Here is a 17521-nt window from a genome sequence, read left to right on the forward strand (position 1 = left end):
TACACAAATCGAAGAAATAGGTATTTTCCATTCCCCATTCCCTATTCCCCATTCCCCATGACTGAAAATTTGTAATGATACCGGCGCGAACTGCTATACATTCCCAAAAAAATACCCCACCGAGTTGGATGGGGAAATCACAGGCTTATGTCGATATTTGTAGAATACCGCACATTCTCCAATGGGCAATTCATCCAAACGGGTGAACTTTCCCATCACCAATTTGGAGGACAAGGGCAAATTTTCCCTCCAGTGCCAACTGGGTCTCCCTCTATTGCCGAGACCAACCCAAGTCTCCGAAGCCCGAACCCCACACCCAACACCCGAACTTGATATAATCTCATCCGTACAAGTCCCGCGATGTTGCATGACCACAGATTCTTCGGCTTCTGGCGAATCGAGCGCTCCTCAAGAGCTGTATATAGAAGTGCAAGCCCCAGAAGTGCCAACTCCAGAAACACCGTCTCCAGAATCACGATATTCAGAAGCGCCGTCTTCAGAAGTGCCAACTCCAGAAGCGCCGTCTTCAGAAGTGCCAACTCCAGAAGCGCCGTCTTCAGAAGTGCCAACTCCAGAAACGCCGTCTTCAGAAGTGCCAACTCCAGAAGTGCCATCTTCAGAGGTCGGGATTTCTGAAGTCCCCGATGCCATCCAAACATTCGATCGCAACCTGCAAGTCCGATTGAAGAGTGATGGGGAACGCTTGTTGCTGCTGCTGCCGCCGGAAGCCGAAGAACGGGACGCAGCAGGGGAACTGACGTGGACGGAATTGTCGCAACAGCTTCAACATCGTCTCAATGGTGGCGAGCGCTTCTGGCAGCCTAATACCACCGTACATCTAATCGCTGTCGATCGCCTGCTCGACCAACGCCAACTCCAAGAAATCGCCGAAACCCTCAGCCGAGAACAACTTCAACTCGATCGCGTCTCCACCTGTCGCCGACAAACAGCAGTGGCTGCAGCAACGGCCGGCTACTCCGTCGAGCAGCAATCTCGTCAAGAGAGCTTGCACCAAGTCGCTCAAAACCAAGCTCAAGCGCTTGCGGAACCTTTATACTTACAAACCACAGTGCGATCGGGGGTGGAAATTCGCCATCCCGGTACGATCGTCATCGTTGGCGATGTCAACCCCGGCGGATCGGTCATTGCCGATGGGGATATTCTCGTCTGGGGTCGTCTGCGCGGTTTGGCCCACGCCGGAGCGGCTGGCAACTCTGGGTGTATGATTATGGCATTACAAATGGAGCCGACCCAACTTCGGATTGCCGAAGCCGTGGCCCGCGCTCCAGCCAACCCACCCAGCCAGTATTACCCAGAAGTGGCCTACGAGACTCCCCAAGGCATTCGCATTACCCGCGCGAGCGATTTTTCGAGAACTCAGATGCTCCTGGGGTCGAAACCTGCGAGGCGAAATTCCAAGTAGCTGCTACGCAGAATTAAAAATGCAAAATTAAAAATGCTTACTGTACATAGCTTTCAGCGGTTGATAACGAGCTTGTTATTTCTGCCGCGTTGCACTAGCCGCATCTAGCCGGTCGGCATCGTTCAATCCTTACGTTCAAACATCTCCTATCATGAGTCGAGTTATTGTCATTTCATCGGGTAAAGGAGGCGTGGGCAAAACCACCACCACGGCTAATCTTGGTATGGCACTGGCGAAACGGGGTCGCAAAGTGGTGGTCGTCGATGCCGATTTCGGATTGCGGAACCTGGATTTGTTGCTGGGTTTGGAAAATCGGATCGTCTATACGGCCGTGGAGGTGCTCGCGGGAGAATGTCGTTTGGAACAGGCCCTAGTGCGCGACAAGCGGCAAAGTAATTTAGCCCTGCTGCCGGCCGCTCAAAATCGAATGAAGGATGCGGTCACCCCCGACCAGATGAGAAAACTCATCGGCGCGTTGGCGGGGAAGTTTCACTATATTCTCGTCGACTGTCCGGCGGGAATCGAACATGGCTTCCAAAATGCGATCGCTGCGGCGAAGGAAGCGATTATCGTCACCACTCCGGAAATTGCAGCCGTTCGAGATGCCGACCGGGTGGTGGGTTTGCTCGAAGCCAACGGGGTAAAGCGGATTCGCTTGATTGTCAATCGCCTCAAACCGGCGATGGTGGAAGCCAACGATATGATGTCGGTGGAAGACGTGCGGGAACTGCTGGCGGTTTCTTTGATTGGTGTGGTTCCCGATGACGAACGGGCGATCGTTTCCACCAACCGAGGGGAACCTTTGGTACTGGCTGAGGAACTCTCGCCGGCCGGTCGTGCCTTCGATAATATTACCCGTCGCCTCGAAGGTGAGAAAATTCCGTTTATCGATTGGTCTGCACCCCCCGATAACTTCTTCACCCGCCTGCGAAAGATTTTGACCTCGAAAATTCTCTAGCACCGATTTTCTGGCACCATACCCATAATCGGCGCTGGTTCGACAATCGATTGACAAACGGCGATCGCAACCGGCTTTTTGCCCGATCGTCCATAGGCATCGGGTCGAAATTAAAAATTCATCCAGTTTCTCGGTTGAACCGATCGATTTCTTTCCTCCTGAACCCTTTTTTTCCAAAAGTCTAATGCTCTCCCACTGCGATATCGATGAAATCCCATGTACACCCTGACCCAACTTCTAGAACGACTCTTTCGGCGCTCGAACTCACCAGACGATAGCCGCAGCGAAGTCAAGCGCCGCTTGCAATTCGTCATCGCTCACGATCGCGCCGATTTGAATCCGGCCACCATCGAGTCGATGCAGCAGGAAATCTTGGAAGTGGTGTCGCGATACGTGGAAGTCGATTCGGAGGGGTTGATTTTTTCCCTCGATAGCAGCCAGCGCGTCACGGCACTCACGGCAAATTTGCCCATTGTGCGGGTGAAGAAAGGCTCCTCGGATGAGTCGAGTTTGGCATCGGATCTCGAATCTCTTTCGATATCGGATGTAGAAATATCAGATGTAGAACTCTCGGAAGTGGAAGTTCCCGAGGTTGAAGTCTCCGAGCCAGAAACATCAGAGGTTGAAGTCTCCGAGCCAGAAGCATCAGAGGCTCAAATCCCCGAAGGTGACATGGCCGATGCTCAAATTCCAGACGCTGAAGTGGCACAAGTGAACCTTCGAGAGGTTGAAGAAGAATCTCCGGATGCAGATGAGGTGGCTCGAACGGATGATGATGTTGCCAAAGAGTAAAGGATTGAGGGATCTTCACTCGGAACGAATCGCCGTTTTCGCCAAATCTAGCGCTTCGCGCTGGTGTATTTACACGATTGAAGAAATAGATTGTTTCGATTCCCCGTTTCCCTCCCCATTCCCCATGACTGAAAATTTGTAATGATACCGGCAGGGACTGCTATAACCTCCGTCAATCAAGTCGATCGATCCGTGGGAAAACGGGATAAATGTCAAAGTTCGATCGCTCGAGAATGTGGGTTGAAACCGAACCCGAGCTAACGTTGGAGTATTGGAGTCAAACTTGCACTCCTGTATGGCACAACGCATCGAGCTCGCTGGTGTAACGCGAAGAAAATCTTTGTCGTTTCCGAGCGGTCGACCCCATACCAGATAAGGCAATCGCCAGTTTTTAATGAATAATACCCGGTGCCAATTTTCGATGGCTCACCCAACATTGTCGATCCGCGAATTCACCTTTTCCCTTCCCTCCTTCGATCGCCCCTTTTCCAACAGTGGCAGATATGGAATCGGTCAAGAAACGATCGTGCAGATCGTATCCCATCTATCAAAATCTGATAAATCTCGTTAATATGAGCGAGATTGCTTTAACAGAACACCATTCAACAAGACACGTTAACGTAGATTGAGGAGGCCTACAGATTTATGACAATGGATTGCAGCCACATTCGCTTTTGCATTCGCGACACCGCCTTATCGAGCGAATGTCAACCCCCCATCGACCTTCATCAAGTCCAGGCCCTGTTTAAATTAACGGCTTTTTGGGCTCAAGAGCGCAGTCTGGAAGATTGGGCGATCGCCCTGGACAATAGCGCTCCGGTCATTACCGTTTGGGATGGAGAGCGTCTCATCGGGTTTGCCCGTGCAACTTCCGATGGTGTCTTCCGGGCGACCATTTGGGATGTGGCCATTCATCCAGAATATCAAGGGGTCGGCTTGGGTAGCAAGCTCGTCGAAACCTTGCTCAGCCATCCTCGCATGAACCGCGTGGAGCGCATTTATTTAATGACGACCTACCAACAAAAGTTTTACAAGCGGATCGGGTTCGAGGAAAATACAAGTACCACGATGGTATTGCACAATCGTCCCCTCATGCCGGAACTTCGGGAACGGGAGCGATCGATGGCAGCAAGCATTGAATCCGAGTAACGTAGCCCGTATCGCCCTCTTGCGGCGCGGCGAGGATTTCCAAGCGTCCTCCCATCAGCTCGAGTAGGCTGCGATCGATATCGACGCTTAAGCCGGCGGAAAGTTGAGGAACGGACTCAGGAGTGGAAGGATATTCCGATTTCAGGAAATCGATCCCATCGCTCCAAGTCTCAAAAGGACAGGGGGAATCCAGCCAAATCATAACCTGGTTTTGGGAGGGAATGCTTTGAGCCAAAAAGTTCAAACTTCCCTCTTCCATATTCGAGATTGCCGTTTCGATGGCGTGGACTAAAATCTGCCGCAAGATTTTAAAATCGGTGTAAATCTGAATTTCGGGATCGGGATACTCGATATTAAACGGATAATTTCGATTCGTCGCTTGTAGGTACGTCAAACCGTACACTTCCTCGAAAATATCTTCTAGGGGAAACTGTCTCATTTTCAGGGGCAGTTTCCCTTCTTCGACTCTGGAGACTTTGATAATCTCTTCGAGCATCTCCACCATTTTTAGAGCGGATTCGTTGGCTTTAGAGAGGAAGTCTCGTTCTTCTTCCGTATCGTTGCATAAATCCGCCAGAATAATCTGGTGAGCGCCAATGGCACCACTCAGAGGCGATCGCAGTTCGTGGGAGACTCGCGCTAAGAATCCAGCTTTGTAGCGAACCATATCCGCGAGCATTTGATAATCGAGGCGGAGTCGATCGAGCTGCGATCGCAGATTCTCGACCTCACTCGTATCGATTGCGGGTTGGGCGGCTTCGACCGTCTCTTCCTCACGCTCAACCGCAGAGGAAGGTTTCCACCACCGACTCCCGATTCCCAAAACCAATCCAAATCCTAAAAATACCCAATTGCTCCAATCCATGTCTACTAAGCTCTCTATTCTTCTCTCAACTCTACCGCTCCTTGACGCAGAATCTGCCAACTTCGACCCGTCCATTTTGCCACCGTAGACGGCACGCCGAGAGCGGGAAATTCTGAAACCTCCGACAGAGTTAACACTTGGGGAAACGCGACATCGATGCTCGCCACGTCTTCCAGGGGCGGTTCCCCGGAACGGTTGGCACTCGTGGTCGCCAGCGGTCCCGTTTGCCGGAGAATTTCGCGAGCGATGGTGCAGTCGGGAACCCGCATGCCAATGGTGGTGGGGTCGGTGGGATTCATTTGCTCGGGAAGGCGATCGCTCGCCGGCAGTACAAGGGTTAGCGCGCCCGGCCAATAGGTTTGCGCGACCTGCTGCCAAATTTCCCGTTCGAGATCGCTTTCGATCGCATAAGGCCACAAATCCTCGGGGTCGCCCCCCATTAAAATCAGGGGTTTGTTCTGGCTGCGCTGTTTGAGCGCGAAAATTGAGGCCGCGCGATCGGGTCGAACGGCTAGTGCGGGAACGGTATCGGTGGGAAAACTCACCACCCGTCCCTGACGCGCACCTTCGATCAGTTGGGATAAAGAAACCGTTGTCACATTTCTAATGGGTGTGGGGTGTGGGGTGTGAGGTGTGGGGTAGTTTGGATGACACAGTGACGCAGAGATCGAGGGATAGGGTGATGGAGAGTCTGAATAAATTTTTAATTTTTAATTTTTAATTCTCTTCCCCTGCTCCCCCTGCTCCCCCTGCTCCCTCTGCTTCCCATTCCCCTCTTCTCCTAAATATTCAATCGCTGATACACCTCTTCGAGATGTTGGAAATGATGCTTGGGATCGAAACAGGCGTCAATTTCTTCAGGGGATAGCTTTTCGGTGACGCGAGGGTCCGCGGCAATGGCTTCGCGGAAATTGCCATCGGGTTGGTTCCAGGCACCGTGAGCGCAGGACTGAACGACAGCGTAAGCGTCCTCGCGATTCAAACCTTTTTCCACGAGGGTTAACAAGACCCGCTGGCTGAAAACGACCCCACCGTACAAATTCATGTTGCGTTCCATGTTTTGCGGGTAAACCAGGAGGTTCTTCACCAAATGAGTCAGTTCGCTCAGCATAAAATGAACCACCGTACAACTATCCGGCAGAATCATGCGTTCGACGGAACTGTGGGAGATATCCCGCTCGTGCCAGAGGGCGACGTTTTCGAGGGCGGCGACTGCGTTGCCGCGGACCACCCGCGCCAGTCCCGATAGACGTTCGGAGCGAATTGGGTTACGCTTATGGGGCATCGCTGAGGAGCCTTTTTGCCCTTTGGAGAAAAATTCTTCAACTTCGAGAACGTCGGTGCGTTGAAGGTTGCGAATTTCTACAGAAAATCGTTCGATCGTTGCGGCCAGTAGCGCTAACTGTTGGACGAAATCGGCGTGGCGATCGCGCGAAATCACTTGAGTTGAAGCGGTATCGGGTTTGAGTCCCAACTTTTGGCAGGCGAGCGCCTCCACCCGAGGATCGATATTGGCATAGGTTCCTACCGCACCGGAGATTTTACCAACTGCAATATGACGCTGTAAGTTCGCGAGCCGATCTCGATGCCTGAGCATTTCTGCCAACCATCCCGCCAGCTTGAACCCAAAGGTAATCGGTTCGGCATGAATGCCGTGAGAGCGCCCGATGGTCACGGTGTATCGATGCTGCTGCGCCTGGTAGCGAATGGCGTGGATGGCATTTTCGACGCTTTCGAGCAACACTTCGACGCTGGCAACCATTTGCAGGGCCAAAGCGGTATCGAGCACGTCGGAACTGGTCAATCCTAAGTGAATATATCGACCCGCATCCCCCACATATTCGTTAACATTAGTCAGAAATGCAATTACATCATGGCGAACTTCAGCTTCAATTTCCAAAATCCGTTTGGGATCGAACTGGGCTTTAGCCTTAATTTCCTCAACGGCTCGATCGGGAATCAGACCCAGTTCGGCTTGGGCTTCGCAAACGGCAATTTCAACTCTCAGCCAAGTTTCAAATTTGTACTGCTCGGTCCACAGCTTGCCCATCTCGGGCAATGTATAACGCTCTATCAAAGTTTGCCACCGAATGTAACTACATATAACCGTAATATTGTATTACGGACGTACCGCAGCATTCACAGGCTATGGAATTGTACTCGGTGACGCGAATCAGTGCGATCGCCATCAGAGAACCGAGAAGGGGAAAGCTACTCACCATTTAAATGTCTAGTCCACAATTTTCAGACCCCAATTGAGATGAATAATCGAGATCGATCGACGGACCCCCCCATGGAAACCCTCGAAGCTTCCTCGCCAGATGCATCGGAACTCCAAATCTTCAAAGCGGTTATCCACGCTCAACGCGAACTCACGGCTTGCTGGGCCCAGATGGAACAAGCATCGTCGGGTCGGCTGATGCAGCGATCGATCTTACTCAAAGTCTCACAACTGCTCAACGACATCACCCAAGCCCAGGAGAGCAGTATTTTTCTCCTCGATGCCAAAGGTAGAGTCATCGAAAGCATCCTGGCGCGAGGGGCAACCCTCAAATCCCAGAAACAAACGATTTTAGGGCAGGTTCTCGATAAAGGTTTGGCCGGCTGGGTCAGCCGCCACCACAAAATCGGGACGATCGAGGATACAAAAACAGACGCTCGCTGGTTGACGCTTCCCAACGAACCGTATGAGGTGCGCTCGGCTCTGTGCATCCCCATCTTGAGAGGGAAAACGCTCTTAGGACTCATTACGTTGATGCACGCTCGACCCGGACACTTCAACTCCACGATCCAGGCGATGGAAGCAATGGCCGATCAGATCGCGCTCGTACTCGATAACGTTCGCCTGTACGTTGCCCTGCGCGAACAAGAGTCCTATCCCGTTAGTAAGTTGGATAACCCGGAACTCAAAACCCTGATTCAGGGGGAAATCGCTGTAGAAGCGCCCAAACCCGATCGCATGGATATGACGGGAATTTTTATTATGACGACCCGAGGAAAACTGCTTTATGCCAATCCTCGGTTTGCAGAAATTTTTAACTATGCGTTCGGTGAGGTCACTGCTGTCAACTCAATTTTCGATTTAGTGGCCTCAGATAGCACTGTGTTGATTCGCAAGCAGATTGAGTATTGTTTTCGAGGATTGACGAACTATATCTACTGTACGTTCACCGGTCGGCAAAAAAGAGGCAGGCTGATTAATGTGGAACTCGAAGGTAATCGCGCGAAACTCAACGACCGACTGGCTATTATTGGCATCGTGCGGGCGATTTAGTGGAGCTTCGGGGGCTTTGGGGACTTTGGGAGCAAGAATGTCGCTAATTTTTCCCGTTTTTCCCGTTTCCCCCGTTTCTTTCATTTCCCCCGAGGCTCCCGTTTCCCTTGCGAGAAACGATTAAGCGGGATAAACGCTTACTTTTTTGCGGCTTTTACCCTTGCGCTCGAAGGTGACGATTCCATCGATTTTGGCATAGAGGGTATCGTCATTTCCCCGTCCGACGTTTTCTCCCGGATGGACTTTCGTGCCGCGCTGGCGGATGAGAATATTTCCCGCTCTGACGACTTGGCCGCCATAACGCTTGACGCCGAGGCGCTGGGCGTTGGAGTCGCGACCGTTGCGAGTACTACCGGTTCCTTTCTTGTGAGCCATACTATCCTCCGATTTGACAATCGATTGTGAAATTTTTCGTGCAATTTACGTTGTATAGCAGTACGCACTTAGCGACCGTACCGTTAGCATTGAGCGAAAAGCTCGCGACTGCTTGCGGGTTGCACGGTCAGAGGTCTCAAGCTTTGGTCGTGCTATACAATTGATTTGGGCTGGCAGAACTTGCCATTCATGAGTTTGATGCCCTTTGAGGCGATCGAACTGTTTCTATTCTGCCGCAGTTTGGGTGCTTTCTTCTGGGGTGGAGTCTGGGGTTCCTTCGGACGAGGTGGAGTTGGCTTCCGATGCTAAGACCTTACCGTTGAGGCTAATGGAATCAATCATCAGCCGGGTTTGTTCTTGACGGTGTCCCCGCTTTTTGCGCGTTTTCTTCTTGGGCAGCATTTTGTAGACGATGACTTTGCGACCCCGGAAGTGCCGCATCACCTTGCCTTCAACCACTGCACCCTCGACGAAGGGTTGACCGACGCTAACCTCTCCGTCGTGTTGTACGAGTAATACTTTATCGATGGTCACTGGGGCATCGGGTTCGACGTGTAATAGCTCAATGTCGTAGAAGCGACCGGGTTCGACCCGAATCTGTTTTCCACCGGTTTCAATAATTGCGTAAGTCATTTAATCGTCCTCAAGGTAGCCGTACGGGTGTCTAGCTTTCTCGTGGATGGAGAAGGCTAGCCTTGGCTGTACCCGATCCGAGCGTAAGTTTTAATTGCCAGCCTTCAATTATCGTTGCTCGGTTAGTGCTATGTCAAGTTTGGGTTTGCGGTTACCAGGGCAAACGCATCTTAACCAGCCAAAACCTCGAGGAGGTAGTCATCATCCCATCGGGCCCGCAGACGCTTGTTTTTTACCCCAATGTTGGCAGTGGTTTCCTCATTACCTTACACGCGAGTGTCTACTACTGTTTTCTTTAAACCTGGATCGTTTACGTTATGCGATCGCCCCGTCAGACAGACACACGATCGCACCTTCGTCACCGGCTCATGAATCATCCAGCTTAAGATGCGTTTGCCCTGGCGATGCGGGTTGGTATCAGTTTCGGGTATGGCTCGAATACTTTGCGACAGTGTTTGGCAAAGTCACTGTTGCCGTACCTCCAGCGTACACCAGCCAGGATTGCTCTGAATGTGGCAATCGAGTCAAGAAGTCGCTATCGACTCGAACCCTCGATCGTTTATGTGGGGGAGTGTCAAAACCACTTGCCTCCCCAGGCCAACAGCATTGAAAACGCGATCGCCGCGATCGCCTGACGAGCCATCAGCCCCACCGCAAACCGCACCGACTGTTCGCGGGCGATGGTGAGTGCGGTGACGAGGCAGGGCAGCAACACCCCGGCCAGGTAAACGCCCGTCAAGATTTGCAGGGGTGTGAGTACTGCCAGGGTGTCCGGTTCGGCAAAAAGCAGCAATCCGTCTTTGCGAATCGAGGCCACAATAACCGGTAGAGCGGCTTCTGGAGGCAGGCCAAACAGCCCCATTAGGGGACTAATCCATGCTGCCAGAGCGGTGATGAGGCCAAACCCGTCCAATACTGAGGCGACGATCGCGATCGCGAAAAAGATGGGAATCGCATTGGTAAAAAACTGGCTGAGGGTGCTTTGGGTTTCGCGCCAGATGGCCGCTCGACGGGGCATTTCCAAAAAGGTGCGACGTTCGATCGTCAGCGTATTGTGGGGAGAACGGGCGGCGAAGGGCGCGATCGAACGGGTGTAGATTAGGGTGGTTAGGGTTAAGTAGCCCAGGTAGGGCACGACTAAACCGGGCAAATTGGCGGCACTGAAGACTCCCAGGGTAGCCCCGAACTGGTAGGAACAGGCGGAGCCAAAGGCGATCGCACTCACACAGGTGGACCGGGAACAACTCGAACAGGCGCGAGTACCGATTACGGCGGGCACATTGCAGCCAAACCCCATCATGACCCGCACCAAATCTCGCCCGGATAGGCCGAAAGGTCTGAGGATTGGGTGCAGTGCCACGGTAATGCGTTCCACCAACCCGCTGGCCTTGTATGCGCCTAAAAACAGGGCATACAGAATCACCGTCGGCACCGCCCAGACAAATAACAGCGGTCCCATGGTGACTAAGCCATAGCGACCAATTAAAATCGCCCCTAGCAGCGAGGGGGCCTGGGATAGAAAATTGACCAGAGGGGCTAATCCGGCTTGGATCGGTGGATCGAGCATACCCGCAACTCCATTGGCGACCCAAACGGCAATAACCGCAGGCAACAGCAACAGCAAGATGGCCAGCAACCCGCCCCACCGGGGATGCTCCAGCCAGGTGGGTGCGGGTTCGATCCGCCAGCCCGCCGGAATCGGGTTCCACTGCTGGGGGAAGGGGGCTGGAGTCTGCAACGCCTCTAGAATCTGCTGGCGTTGACTCTGGCTTAAATGACGGGCATCCACGGGAATAAACCTAACCTGGGAGGTTTGCTCCCAACGGCTCAAGACCTGCTCGGTAAACTCAGAAGGCAACACCTTATCCCAGAAGGTGACGACTATCAGCCCTTGCTTCCCAGCCACTAGCGGCAGCAAATCCACCAGGTCATCATCAATATGGGTCGCTTTAACGACTAACAAAATCCTGTCATGAGCCTGGAGTTGCGCCAGGGCCGTGCGGGTGGTGATGGTGTCGGAGCGAAAGAGAATGCCGGGAGTGTCGATAAAGGCATCGTCTCGGGTCTGATAGGTTTCGCAGGCAATTGTTGAGCCCTGAATGTTCGTACTGGTGGGGCATTGGCCAGTGAGAGCCGCCGCGAGTGCAGATTTGCCGGTACTTTCTTTGCCGATGAGCACAATAGTGTGCCGGGAGGGGGGAGCTGTGGGCATTGCGAACCTCACTAACAGATGCAATCGTTGCCGCAGCAGGAGAGGTCATCGAGAAAGAGTCCTGCCTGGCGGTAGGCATCGAGGGGCGTGGGGTCGAGGCCGAGACGATGGGCGATCGCATTGGCGATGACGGCAAACCGCTGACGAAATTTATAAATAAAGCAAAAAATCAGGTCGCCATGGCGCACGGAGGGACCACTCACAAAGAGACCTGGGGTAAGGGTAGATTCATCGTTTTCAGTGAGGGCAGCGTAGCCCTCAGACCAATCGAATAGGGGAGCAATCTGTTTCAAACTGGTGTCGAAGCCCGTGCAGAGAATGGGGGGATTGGCACTCACCCATTTCTGATATTCGCTGTAAACCGCGTAGCCGCCGGAGATCGGTTTGACTTCTTCAATGAGGGCGTTACCGAGCAGCTCCAGACGCCCCGTGCGGTAGATAAACTCTAATCGCTGTAGGGTGTAGGGGGAGAGGGCAATGCTGGGGTCGGTGTCAGGATTGGCCCAGGTCCCGGTGCGATCGATCGCAACGACTTTCTTGCCCAGTGCGACTAAATTGGCAGCGGCATCCATACCGCTTTCGTAGCCGCCGATAATGATGAATTCATCCCCCTCTAGATCGGTCCACGACCGAACCTGAGTGTTGTGGAGGCAGTGCTCTGCCCCTGGAAAAGGATTGAGATGGGGATATTGATATTCTCCAGCAGCCCAAATCACAAATTGGGTAGACATTTCACCGCTGCTAGTGTGTAGAGCAAAGCCTCCCTGGGGCAAGGGTTCAACACTGTGCACATCCACCTCAGTCTGAATCGGTAACTCAAAGTAGTCGGCAACGGTTTGCAGATAAAGGGCGTACTGCTGGCCGCTGATGTGTTCGCGGCGAAAGGCGATCGCCGGCGAAGTCTTCAAGGTTACGGCATTCAGATCGAGCAGGCCAAAACCATGGCTGGGAAATGATGGGGTGATGAAGTTCATCTCCTGGGGCCAACGGCTAAAGGAGGCTCCGACCTGGTGTCGTTCTAAAATTGTGAAGCGTTCTAGCCCCAGTTCTTTGAGCACGACGCCACAACCAATGCCGGCTGCTCCCGCGCCGATAATCGCAACGTCATAGGATGGATTCGTTTGGGGTTGGCTCACGCTAATTTATCGGGATTACTGAAGATAATAAAATGATAATGATTATCAAATTCATTGTCTAGGGGCGATGATGGGTGCTGTATAACTCCCTCACAGAGGTACTTATAGCTAAGCGCTGCGCTTAGCTGTACAATTAGCGCGATTGCTAAACTTTGGCTCTAACTCTCTCCCCAAGCCTCCGAGAGCTAGCGTTGCCCCCGAAGCTCACTCAAACCGGAATTGTAAGTATTTAACCGAACTCGATAATGATGCCTGTTTCCTCTAAAATCGCTCTTGATATTTGAGTTCGCGAAAGACTAAATGAAACGAAGTTCCATTGTGGCGATCGAGGGCGATATCGGCTTCCAACTGTTCGGCTAAAATATTCACCAGCCGCAATCCCAAAGATGAGGTATTTTGCCAGTCGATCCGATCGGGAATCCCAATGCCATCGTCGCGAACGGTTAAGTGGATGTTTTCGTGGCGATCGCAATTAATTTGAATAGAGATCGTGCCGGGGCGAGATTCGGGAAATGCATATTTAAACGAGTTCGTTATCAGTTCGTTGATGAGTAACCCGCAGGGAATTGCCGTTTCTAAGTTTAATAGTAAAGAGTCTGCATCGATGGCAATTTCAATTTTGCCATCGGTATTATCGTAGGAATAGTACAAATTATTGACTAAGTTGCGAACGTAACTGGTAAAGTCAATCGTGGCTAAATCCGTAGACTTGTAGAGCTGCTCGTGAATTAACGCCATCGTTTGCAGGCGATTTTGACTATCGGCAAATAATTGTTTGCTCGCCTCATCTTCTAAGGTTTCCGACTGCAAATCGAGCAAGTTGGAAATGATATATAAGTTATTTTTGACGCGGTGATGGATTTCCTTGAGTAAGACTTCTTTTTCGTAGAGAGAGGCTTTGAGTTTGGCTTGAGCTTGCTCTCGTTCGTAGAAGGCCGCTTTGCGATCGCTAATATCTTCCATCACGCCGAGAAAATAATCCGGTTGTCCCAAGGGCGCGCGCACGAGAGACACCGTTAAATTGACCCAAACGATCGAGCCATTTTTGCGGGTAAAGCGCTGTTCCATCGAAAAGGTTTGAATCTCATCGCCCAATAACCGAGCCAGGGCGGCATTGCATTGGACGAGATCTTTGGGGTGGGTGATTTCCCCGAGCATTTTGGTGAGTAATTCCTCGCAGGGATAGCCGAGAATATCCCCAGACTTTTGGTTGCACCGGATAAATCGTCCGTCGAGATCGTTCTGGACGATGCCCACGGCAGCCTGCTCGAACATGGCGCGGAATCGAGCCTCGCTTTTCTGGCGGGCGGCGAGTAACTGGGCTTGTGCGAGGGCGATGCCAACCCGATCGGCTAATTGCTGAAGCAATTCCGTTTCCAAACCCGTCCAATATCGGGGCGTGCAACATTGATGGGCGACGATGAATCCCCAAATCCGATCGTGTTGCACAATGGGCACGAGTAATTTAGCTCTGACGCCCCATTTGCGCATCAACGCCAGTAAATTCGGCGCGGTTTGGTCATCAGCTCGTTCCACATCGGCAATCGCCATCGCTCGACCTTCGAGAAAACATTGCTGGCGATCGCTGCCAAAAATGTTTGTCGGCCAACACAGATCCAGTCGGGAGGCGTGTCCTGGCTCGACGACTTCGGCAATGGCGTGTCCGGAACCATCCGGTAACAACCGATAGATCGAAACCCGATCGCAATCGAGGATTTTTTGCACCTCCGTAACGGTGGTTTGGAGAATGTCATCGAGTTGGAGCGATCGACAAATTTTTAAGGCAATTTCGGCAAACAGTTTTGACTTGAGATGCTGGCGTTCGACGGCGGCCTCCGCTCGTTTGCGCGCGGTAATATCCGTGAGCATCATCAGCACCCCGGAATACTGACCGGTGGCGGTGAAAATGGGAGTCGCCGAGACGATCGCCCACAGGGGGGAACCATCTTGAGCGCGAAATTGAAAGTCGTGTGGTTCCCTTGTTTCTTGAGGTTTGTCTGGGTGGCGCTGACCGAAGTTTTCCATGGCGCTCGCCCAACAGGTTTCCTCCATAAAATCCGACATCGGTCGCCCGAGCATTTCCTCTGGGGAATAGCCGAGCATTTTTGCCATCCTCGGGTTGACAAAGGTGGTGTGACGCTCGGCATTGAGGGTCCAAATCCCCTCTGCTGCGGTCTCGATGGTTCGTCGGTATTGCGCTTCGCTCTCCCGCAATGCCGTTTCCGACTGCTGGCGTTCGATGGCGGCGGCCAGGACGTTAGCGGCGCTTTGGAGAAAATGGATATCGTCCTGGGTAAAGGTGCGCGGCTGGCGACTGTAGGCTCCTAAAATGCCGAAGCAGGCAATCTTACCTTGAATGGCAACGCTGAGGCTGCTACCGGCGTCGCAACCGGCCAATTTGGGTTGTTGGGCAATCCGATCGAATTCCCAACTGCCGGCGGCGAGGGGTTCGCGATCGAGCAAAATGCCGTCGGTTTCAGAATTGTTTTGGATTCCCAAGGTGAGTAACGATCGAGCGTCGGGTAAAATCTCTAACATCTTGCAATAATCCACCTCTAACCCCGCCGCCACCTGGAGAACGAGCTGGCGAACGAGGGGGTGTAGCTCCATTCCCGAGAGGGCCTGTTGACCCAATTCGGCGACGATCGCTTGCTGTTTGGCTCGGGTGGCGATTTCGCTCTCGATTTGCTGGCGCTCGCCGATTTGAGCTTGGAGGCGAGCGTTGGCTTGTTTGAGCAAGAAGGTGCGCTGCTCGACAATGGTTTCGAGTTGTTGGTTGAGGTGTTCGAGAGCTTCTTGAGCTAACTTGCGCTCGGTGATGTCTTCGGCAATTCCCGCCAGGCGATAGATGGCTCCCGAAGCGTCTCGCACCGGAAAGCTCCGTTCTCGAATCCAGCGAATTTCACCGTCGGGTCTGACGATGCGATATTCTCGCTCGAACGCGGTTTTGCCCCCTCGCTGCTGGGCTTCGGTCACAAAGCGCTCGCGATCTTCTCGATGAACCACATCGAGCCAGGCAAAGGAATTTTCATAGATGCGATCGCTCGAAAATCCCCAAATTTTCTCAAATGCGGGACTGATATAGATGGCTTGAAACGACTTGGCATCGTGGATGAAAAAGACTTCCCGGATATTTTCGGCAAGTTGGCGGAACTTCTCTTCGCTTTCTTGGAAGGCGATTTCGGCATGCTGGGTTTGGGCACATTTGCGCACGGACTGGGTGAGTACGTCGACCTGCCGTTGGAGTTCGAGGGTACGCTGTCGGACTTGTCGTTCCACTTCGGCTTCGAGATCGCGCAATAACTCGATTTTTTCGAGTTCGAGTTGACCCACTCGCCGTTCGAGGTTTTCGGATTCTGGGGCTGGGGGTTGACTTGGAGACCATTGACTCGGTTCGATCGCCCCCAACAAGCTCGCTGGGGTTACCAAACCCATCCATTCGCCGTCCTCGCCGCATACCCCCAGGTACTGCACGTCCTGCTGCTGCATTTCCCGATAGGCGCTCTCGAGGGTATCCGTCGGACTGACGCAAACTAAAGGGGCGAACTCGACTGCGAGATCGCCCGGATTTTGTCCGTGGAGGGATTGGCATTTGACCAGATCGCGAGCGGTGACGATGCCCAGGGGGTTACGGGGTCGATCGTTGCCATTCGGTGCCTGCAATTCTTCAACGATCGCCACGTAACTTGCATCCTCCTGGGTCATCAGCCGCGCGAGTTCTGAGATCGATGCGGTGGGTGGCGCGTAGGGTATTTCTTCGGGGTCGATCGCCGCATCCACTTGACGGGTCGAGCACGGTGAATATTCAGGTCGCGAACGTTCGAGTAGACGATCCGATAGCATGGCAAACTGGGAGAAAATGAAAGAACAAACAGCACGAGAGATTAGAAAAGCCTTCTCATTAGCTTTTCTTCGATTCAGTGGCAATTGTATCTATTAAATCGGTAACGAAATGCCTGCAGACTTCAGTCAATCTCTTTGAATGGGGCGATTTTTAGGGTATCCTTCATGTAGAAATTTTAGAAGAATTGAGTTGGATATTGAGTTGCGGTTACATCAAAATGAAACCCGATAACAATCGCAAATATTTAATTTTTTCAATGTAATTCTATTATCGATCGCTCTCTTCACAATTGCCAATGCAATTTTACGCATGAATGTTTGATGTCAATCTGTGATTTCTCGGAAAAAAGAGTTACGCGCTTTCACGCAGGTAATCTCGCGGATCCAAGACCTCGGTAAGATTCAGTTCAGTCGAATTCTCAATTTAAACGGGGTTAAAAATATAAAATTTTAACTCCAATCTTCTTCATCTCGCTTGTTACTGCGAACTTGGGAATAGACGTTTCCCATGGCATGAATTAGGCGAGTTTTTTCAAATAAAATATCCTCAGTTAACTGCCACTTTTGCAAGACTCGGTCAAGATCGGCTTGAATATCTCTCGCACCGGGGAACCCGCGATAGCGGATGCGCAGGCGAGCCAGTTCTGCGAGATTTCGATCGGTCGCTTCTTCCATCAGTAGGGTATCGACAATGCTTCGATCTGTTCTGGCTTGAGGATGCTGTTGTTCTTCCACGCTCTCGATTTTCTTCGGACCTGTGAGGTTTTGGGATGCTCAAAGACAGCAGCCGAGCAGATTGTCAAACTCCGACGGCAAATCTTTATCTTTAGTTTACTAAAAATTTAAAATTCATCGATCGAT

General features: G+C 52.2%; 15 protein-coding genes and 1 pseudogene. 6 read left to right on the plus strand and 10 right to left on the minus strand.

Annotated elements, in window-relative coordinates:
- The first annotated feature begins 367 nt into the window (after positions 1 to 367).
- The 4 genes from minC (at position 368) to AC2215_RS11275 (ending at position 4322) form a co-directional block, all read left to right on the plus strand.
- Complete coding sequence (gene minC / locus AC2215_RS11260) at positions 368 to 1423, plus strand: septum site-determining protein MinC (protein ID WP_486810088.1); 1056 nt, start codon at positions 368 to 370, stop codon at positions 1421 to 1423.
- Positions 1424 to 1574: 151 nt separating this feature from the next.
- On the plus strand, positions 1575 to 2381 hold the full coding sequence (minD, locus tag AC2215_RS11265; RefSeq protein ID WP_486810089.1) for a septum site-determining protein MinD: 807 nt from the start codon (positions 1575 to 1577) through the stop codon (positions 2379 to 2381).
- Positions 2382 to 2597: 216 nt separating this feature from the next.
- Positions 2598 to 3173, plus strand: a complete 576-nt coding sequence (gene minE / locus AC2215_RS11270) for a cell division topological specificity factor MinE (protein WP_486810090.1) — start codon at positions 2598 to 2600, stop codon at positions 3171 to 3173.
- A gap of 651 nt (positions 3174 to 3824) precedes the next feature.
- Entirely contained in the window at positions 3825 to 4322 is a 498-nt protein-coding gene (locus AC2215_RS11275; protein WP_486810143.1) for a GNAT family N-acetyltransferase, read from the plus strand.
- Here the strand turns inward: AC2215_RS11275 and AC2215_RS11280 are convergent.
- The 4 genes from AC2215_RS11280 to AC2215_RS11295 all read right to left on the minus strand — a co-directional run bounded on the left by AC2215_RS11280 (position 4264) and on the right by AC2215_RS11295 (position 7409).
- Positions 4264 to 5187: a sensor histidine kinase gene (locus AC2215_RS11280; protein WP_486810091.1), complete on the minus strand. Its 924-nt coding sequence runs from the start codon at positions 5185 to 5187 to the stop codon at positions 4264 to 4266. The genes AC2215_RS11275 and AC2215_RS11280 overlap by 59 nt on opposite strands.
- A gap of 14 nt (positions 5188 to 5201) precedes the next feature.
- Positions 5202 to 5786: an L-threonylcarbamoyladenylate synthase gene (locus AC2215_RS11285; RefSeq protein ID WP_486810092.1), complete on the minus strand. Its 585-nt coding sequence runs from the start codon at positions 5784 to 5786 to the stop codon at positions 5202 to 5204.
- A gap of 182 nt (positions 5787 to 5968) precedes the next feature.
- Positions 5969 to 7264 (minus strand): adenylosuccinate lyase, encoded by a 1296-nt coding sequence (gene purB, locus AC2215_RS11290; protein ID WP_486810093.1) that lies wholly within the window; start codon positions 7262 to 7264, stop codon positions 5969 to 5971.
- 19 nt (positions 7265 to 7283) lie between these two features.
- Positions 7284 to 7409, minus strand: coding sequence for a hypothetical protein (locus tag AC2215_RS11295; protein ID WP_486810094.1), 126 nt, complete (start codon positions 7407 to 7409; stop codon positions 7284 to 7286).
- 38 nt (positions 7410 to 7447) lie between these two features.
- Here AC2215_RS11295 and AC2215_RS11300 point away from each other — a divergent pair, with 38 nt between their 5' ends.
- The gene (locus AC2215_RS11300; RefSeq protein ID WP_486810095.1) at positions 7448 to 8461 is read left to right on the plus strand and encodes a GAF domain-containing protein; all 1014 of its coding nucleotides are present in this window, start codon (positions 7448 to 7450) and stop codon (positions 8459 to 8461) included.
- A gap of 120 nt (positions 8462 to 8581) precedes the next feature.
- Here the strand turns inward: AC2215_RS11300 and rpmA are convergent, their stop codons facing one another.
- Both rpmA and rplU read right to left on the minus strand, forming a co-directional pair.
- Positions 8582 to 8836, minus strand: coding sequence for a 50S ribosomal protein L27 (gene rpmA, locus AC2215_RS11305; protein WP_486810096.1), 255 nt, complete (start codon positions 8834 to 8836; stop codon positions 8582 to 8584).
- Between the two features lie 225 nt (positions 8837 to 9061).
- On the minus strand, positions 9062 to 9469 hold the full coding sequence (gene rplU, locus AC2215_RS11310; protein WP_486810097.1) for a 50S ribosomal protein L21: 408 nt from the start codon (positions 9467 to 9469) through the stop codon (positions 9062 to 9064).
- Between the two features lie 403 nt (positions 9470 to 9872).
- Between rplU and AC2215_RS11315 the strand changes: the two are divergent.
- A pseudogene (locus tag AC2215_RS11315) lies at positions 9873 to 10079 on the plus strand (zinc ribbon domain-containing protein); the annotation flags it as partial.
- On the opposite strand, the gene AC2215_RS11320 reads toward AC2215_RS11315, so the two are convergent.
- From AC2215_RS11320 to AC2215_RS11335, 4 genes are all read right to left on the minus strand, one after another.
- Entirely contained in the window at positions 10044 to 11681 is a 1638-nt protein-coding gene (locus tag AC2215_RS11320) for a nucleoside recognition domain-containing protein (RefSeq protein WP_486810098.1), read from the minus strand. The pseudogene AC2215_RS11315 and the gene AC2215_RS11320 sit on opposite strands and share 36 nt — an antisense overlap.
- A gap of 11 nt (positions 11682 to 11692) precedes the next feature.
- A complete protein-coding gene (locus tag AC2215_RS11325; RefSeq protein WP_486810099.1) occupies positions 11693 to 12817 on the minus strand; it encodes an NAD(P)/FAD-dependent oxidoreductase in 1125 nt (374 codons plus the stop codon).
- Between the two features lie 261 nt (positions 12818 to 13078).
- Complete coding sequence (locus AC2215_RS11330) at positions 13079 to 16660, minus strand: PAS domain S-box protein (protein ID WP_486810100.1); 3582 nt, start codon at positions 16658 to 16660, stop codon at positions 13079 to 13081.
- Between the two features lie 450 nt (positions 16661 to 17110).
- Complete coding sequence (locus tag AC2215_RS11335; RefSeq protein ID WP_486810101.1) at positions 17111 to 17395, minus strand: DUF3288 family protein; 285 nt, start codon at positions 17393 to 17395, stop codon at positions 17111 to 17113.
- Positions 17396 to 17521: the final 126 nt, after the last annotated feature.

This window comes from Zarconia sp., from assembly GCF_057467645.1.

Bases quoted from the DNA above. Each gene is read 5' to 3' on its own strand.
- minC (WP_486810088.1), top strand. From the start codon at position 368: ATGACCACAGATTCTTCGGCTTCTGGCGAATCGAGCGCTCCTCAAGAG.
- AC2215_RS11275 (WP_486810143.1), top strand. From the start codon at position 3,825: ATGGATTGCAGCCACATTCGCTTTTGCATTCGCGACACCGCCTTATCG.
- minE (WP_486810090.1), top strand. From the start codon at position 2,598: ATGTACACCCTGACCCAACTTCTAGAACGACTCTTTCGGCGCTCGAAC.
- minD (WP_486810089.1), top strand. From the start codon at position 1,575: ATGAGTCGAGTTATTGTCATTTCATCGGGTAAAGGAGGCGTGGGCAAA.
- rpmA (WP_486810096.1), bottom strand. From the start codon at position 8,836: ATGGCTCACAAGAAAGGAACCGGTAGTACTCGCAACGGTCGCGACTCC.
- AC2215_RS11320 (WP_486810098.1), bottom strand. From the start codon at position 11,681: ATGCCCACAGCTCCCCCCTCCCGGCACACTATTGTGCTCATCGGCAAA.
- AC2215_RS11300 (WP_486810095.1), top strand. From the start codon at position 7,448: ATGAATAATCGAGATCGATCGACGGACCCCCCCATGGAAACCCTCGAA.
- AC2215_RS11280 (WP_486810091.1), bottom strand. From the start codon at position 5,187: ATGGATTGGAGCAATTGGGTATTTTTAGGATTTGGATTGGTTTTGGGA.
- rplU (WP_486810097.1), bottom strand. From the start codon at position 9,469: ATGACTTACGCAATTATTGAAACCGGTGGAAAACAGATTCGGGTCGAA.
- AC2215_RS11295 (WP_486810094.1), bottom strand. From the start codon at position 7,409: ATGGTGAGTAGCTTTCCCCTTCTCGGTTCTCTGATGGCGATCGCACTG.
- AC2215_RS11330 (WP_486810100.1), bottom strand. From the start codon at position 16,660: ATGCTATCGGATCGTCTACTCGAACGTTCGCGACCTGAATATTCACCG.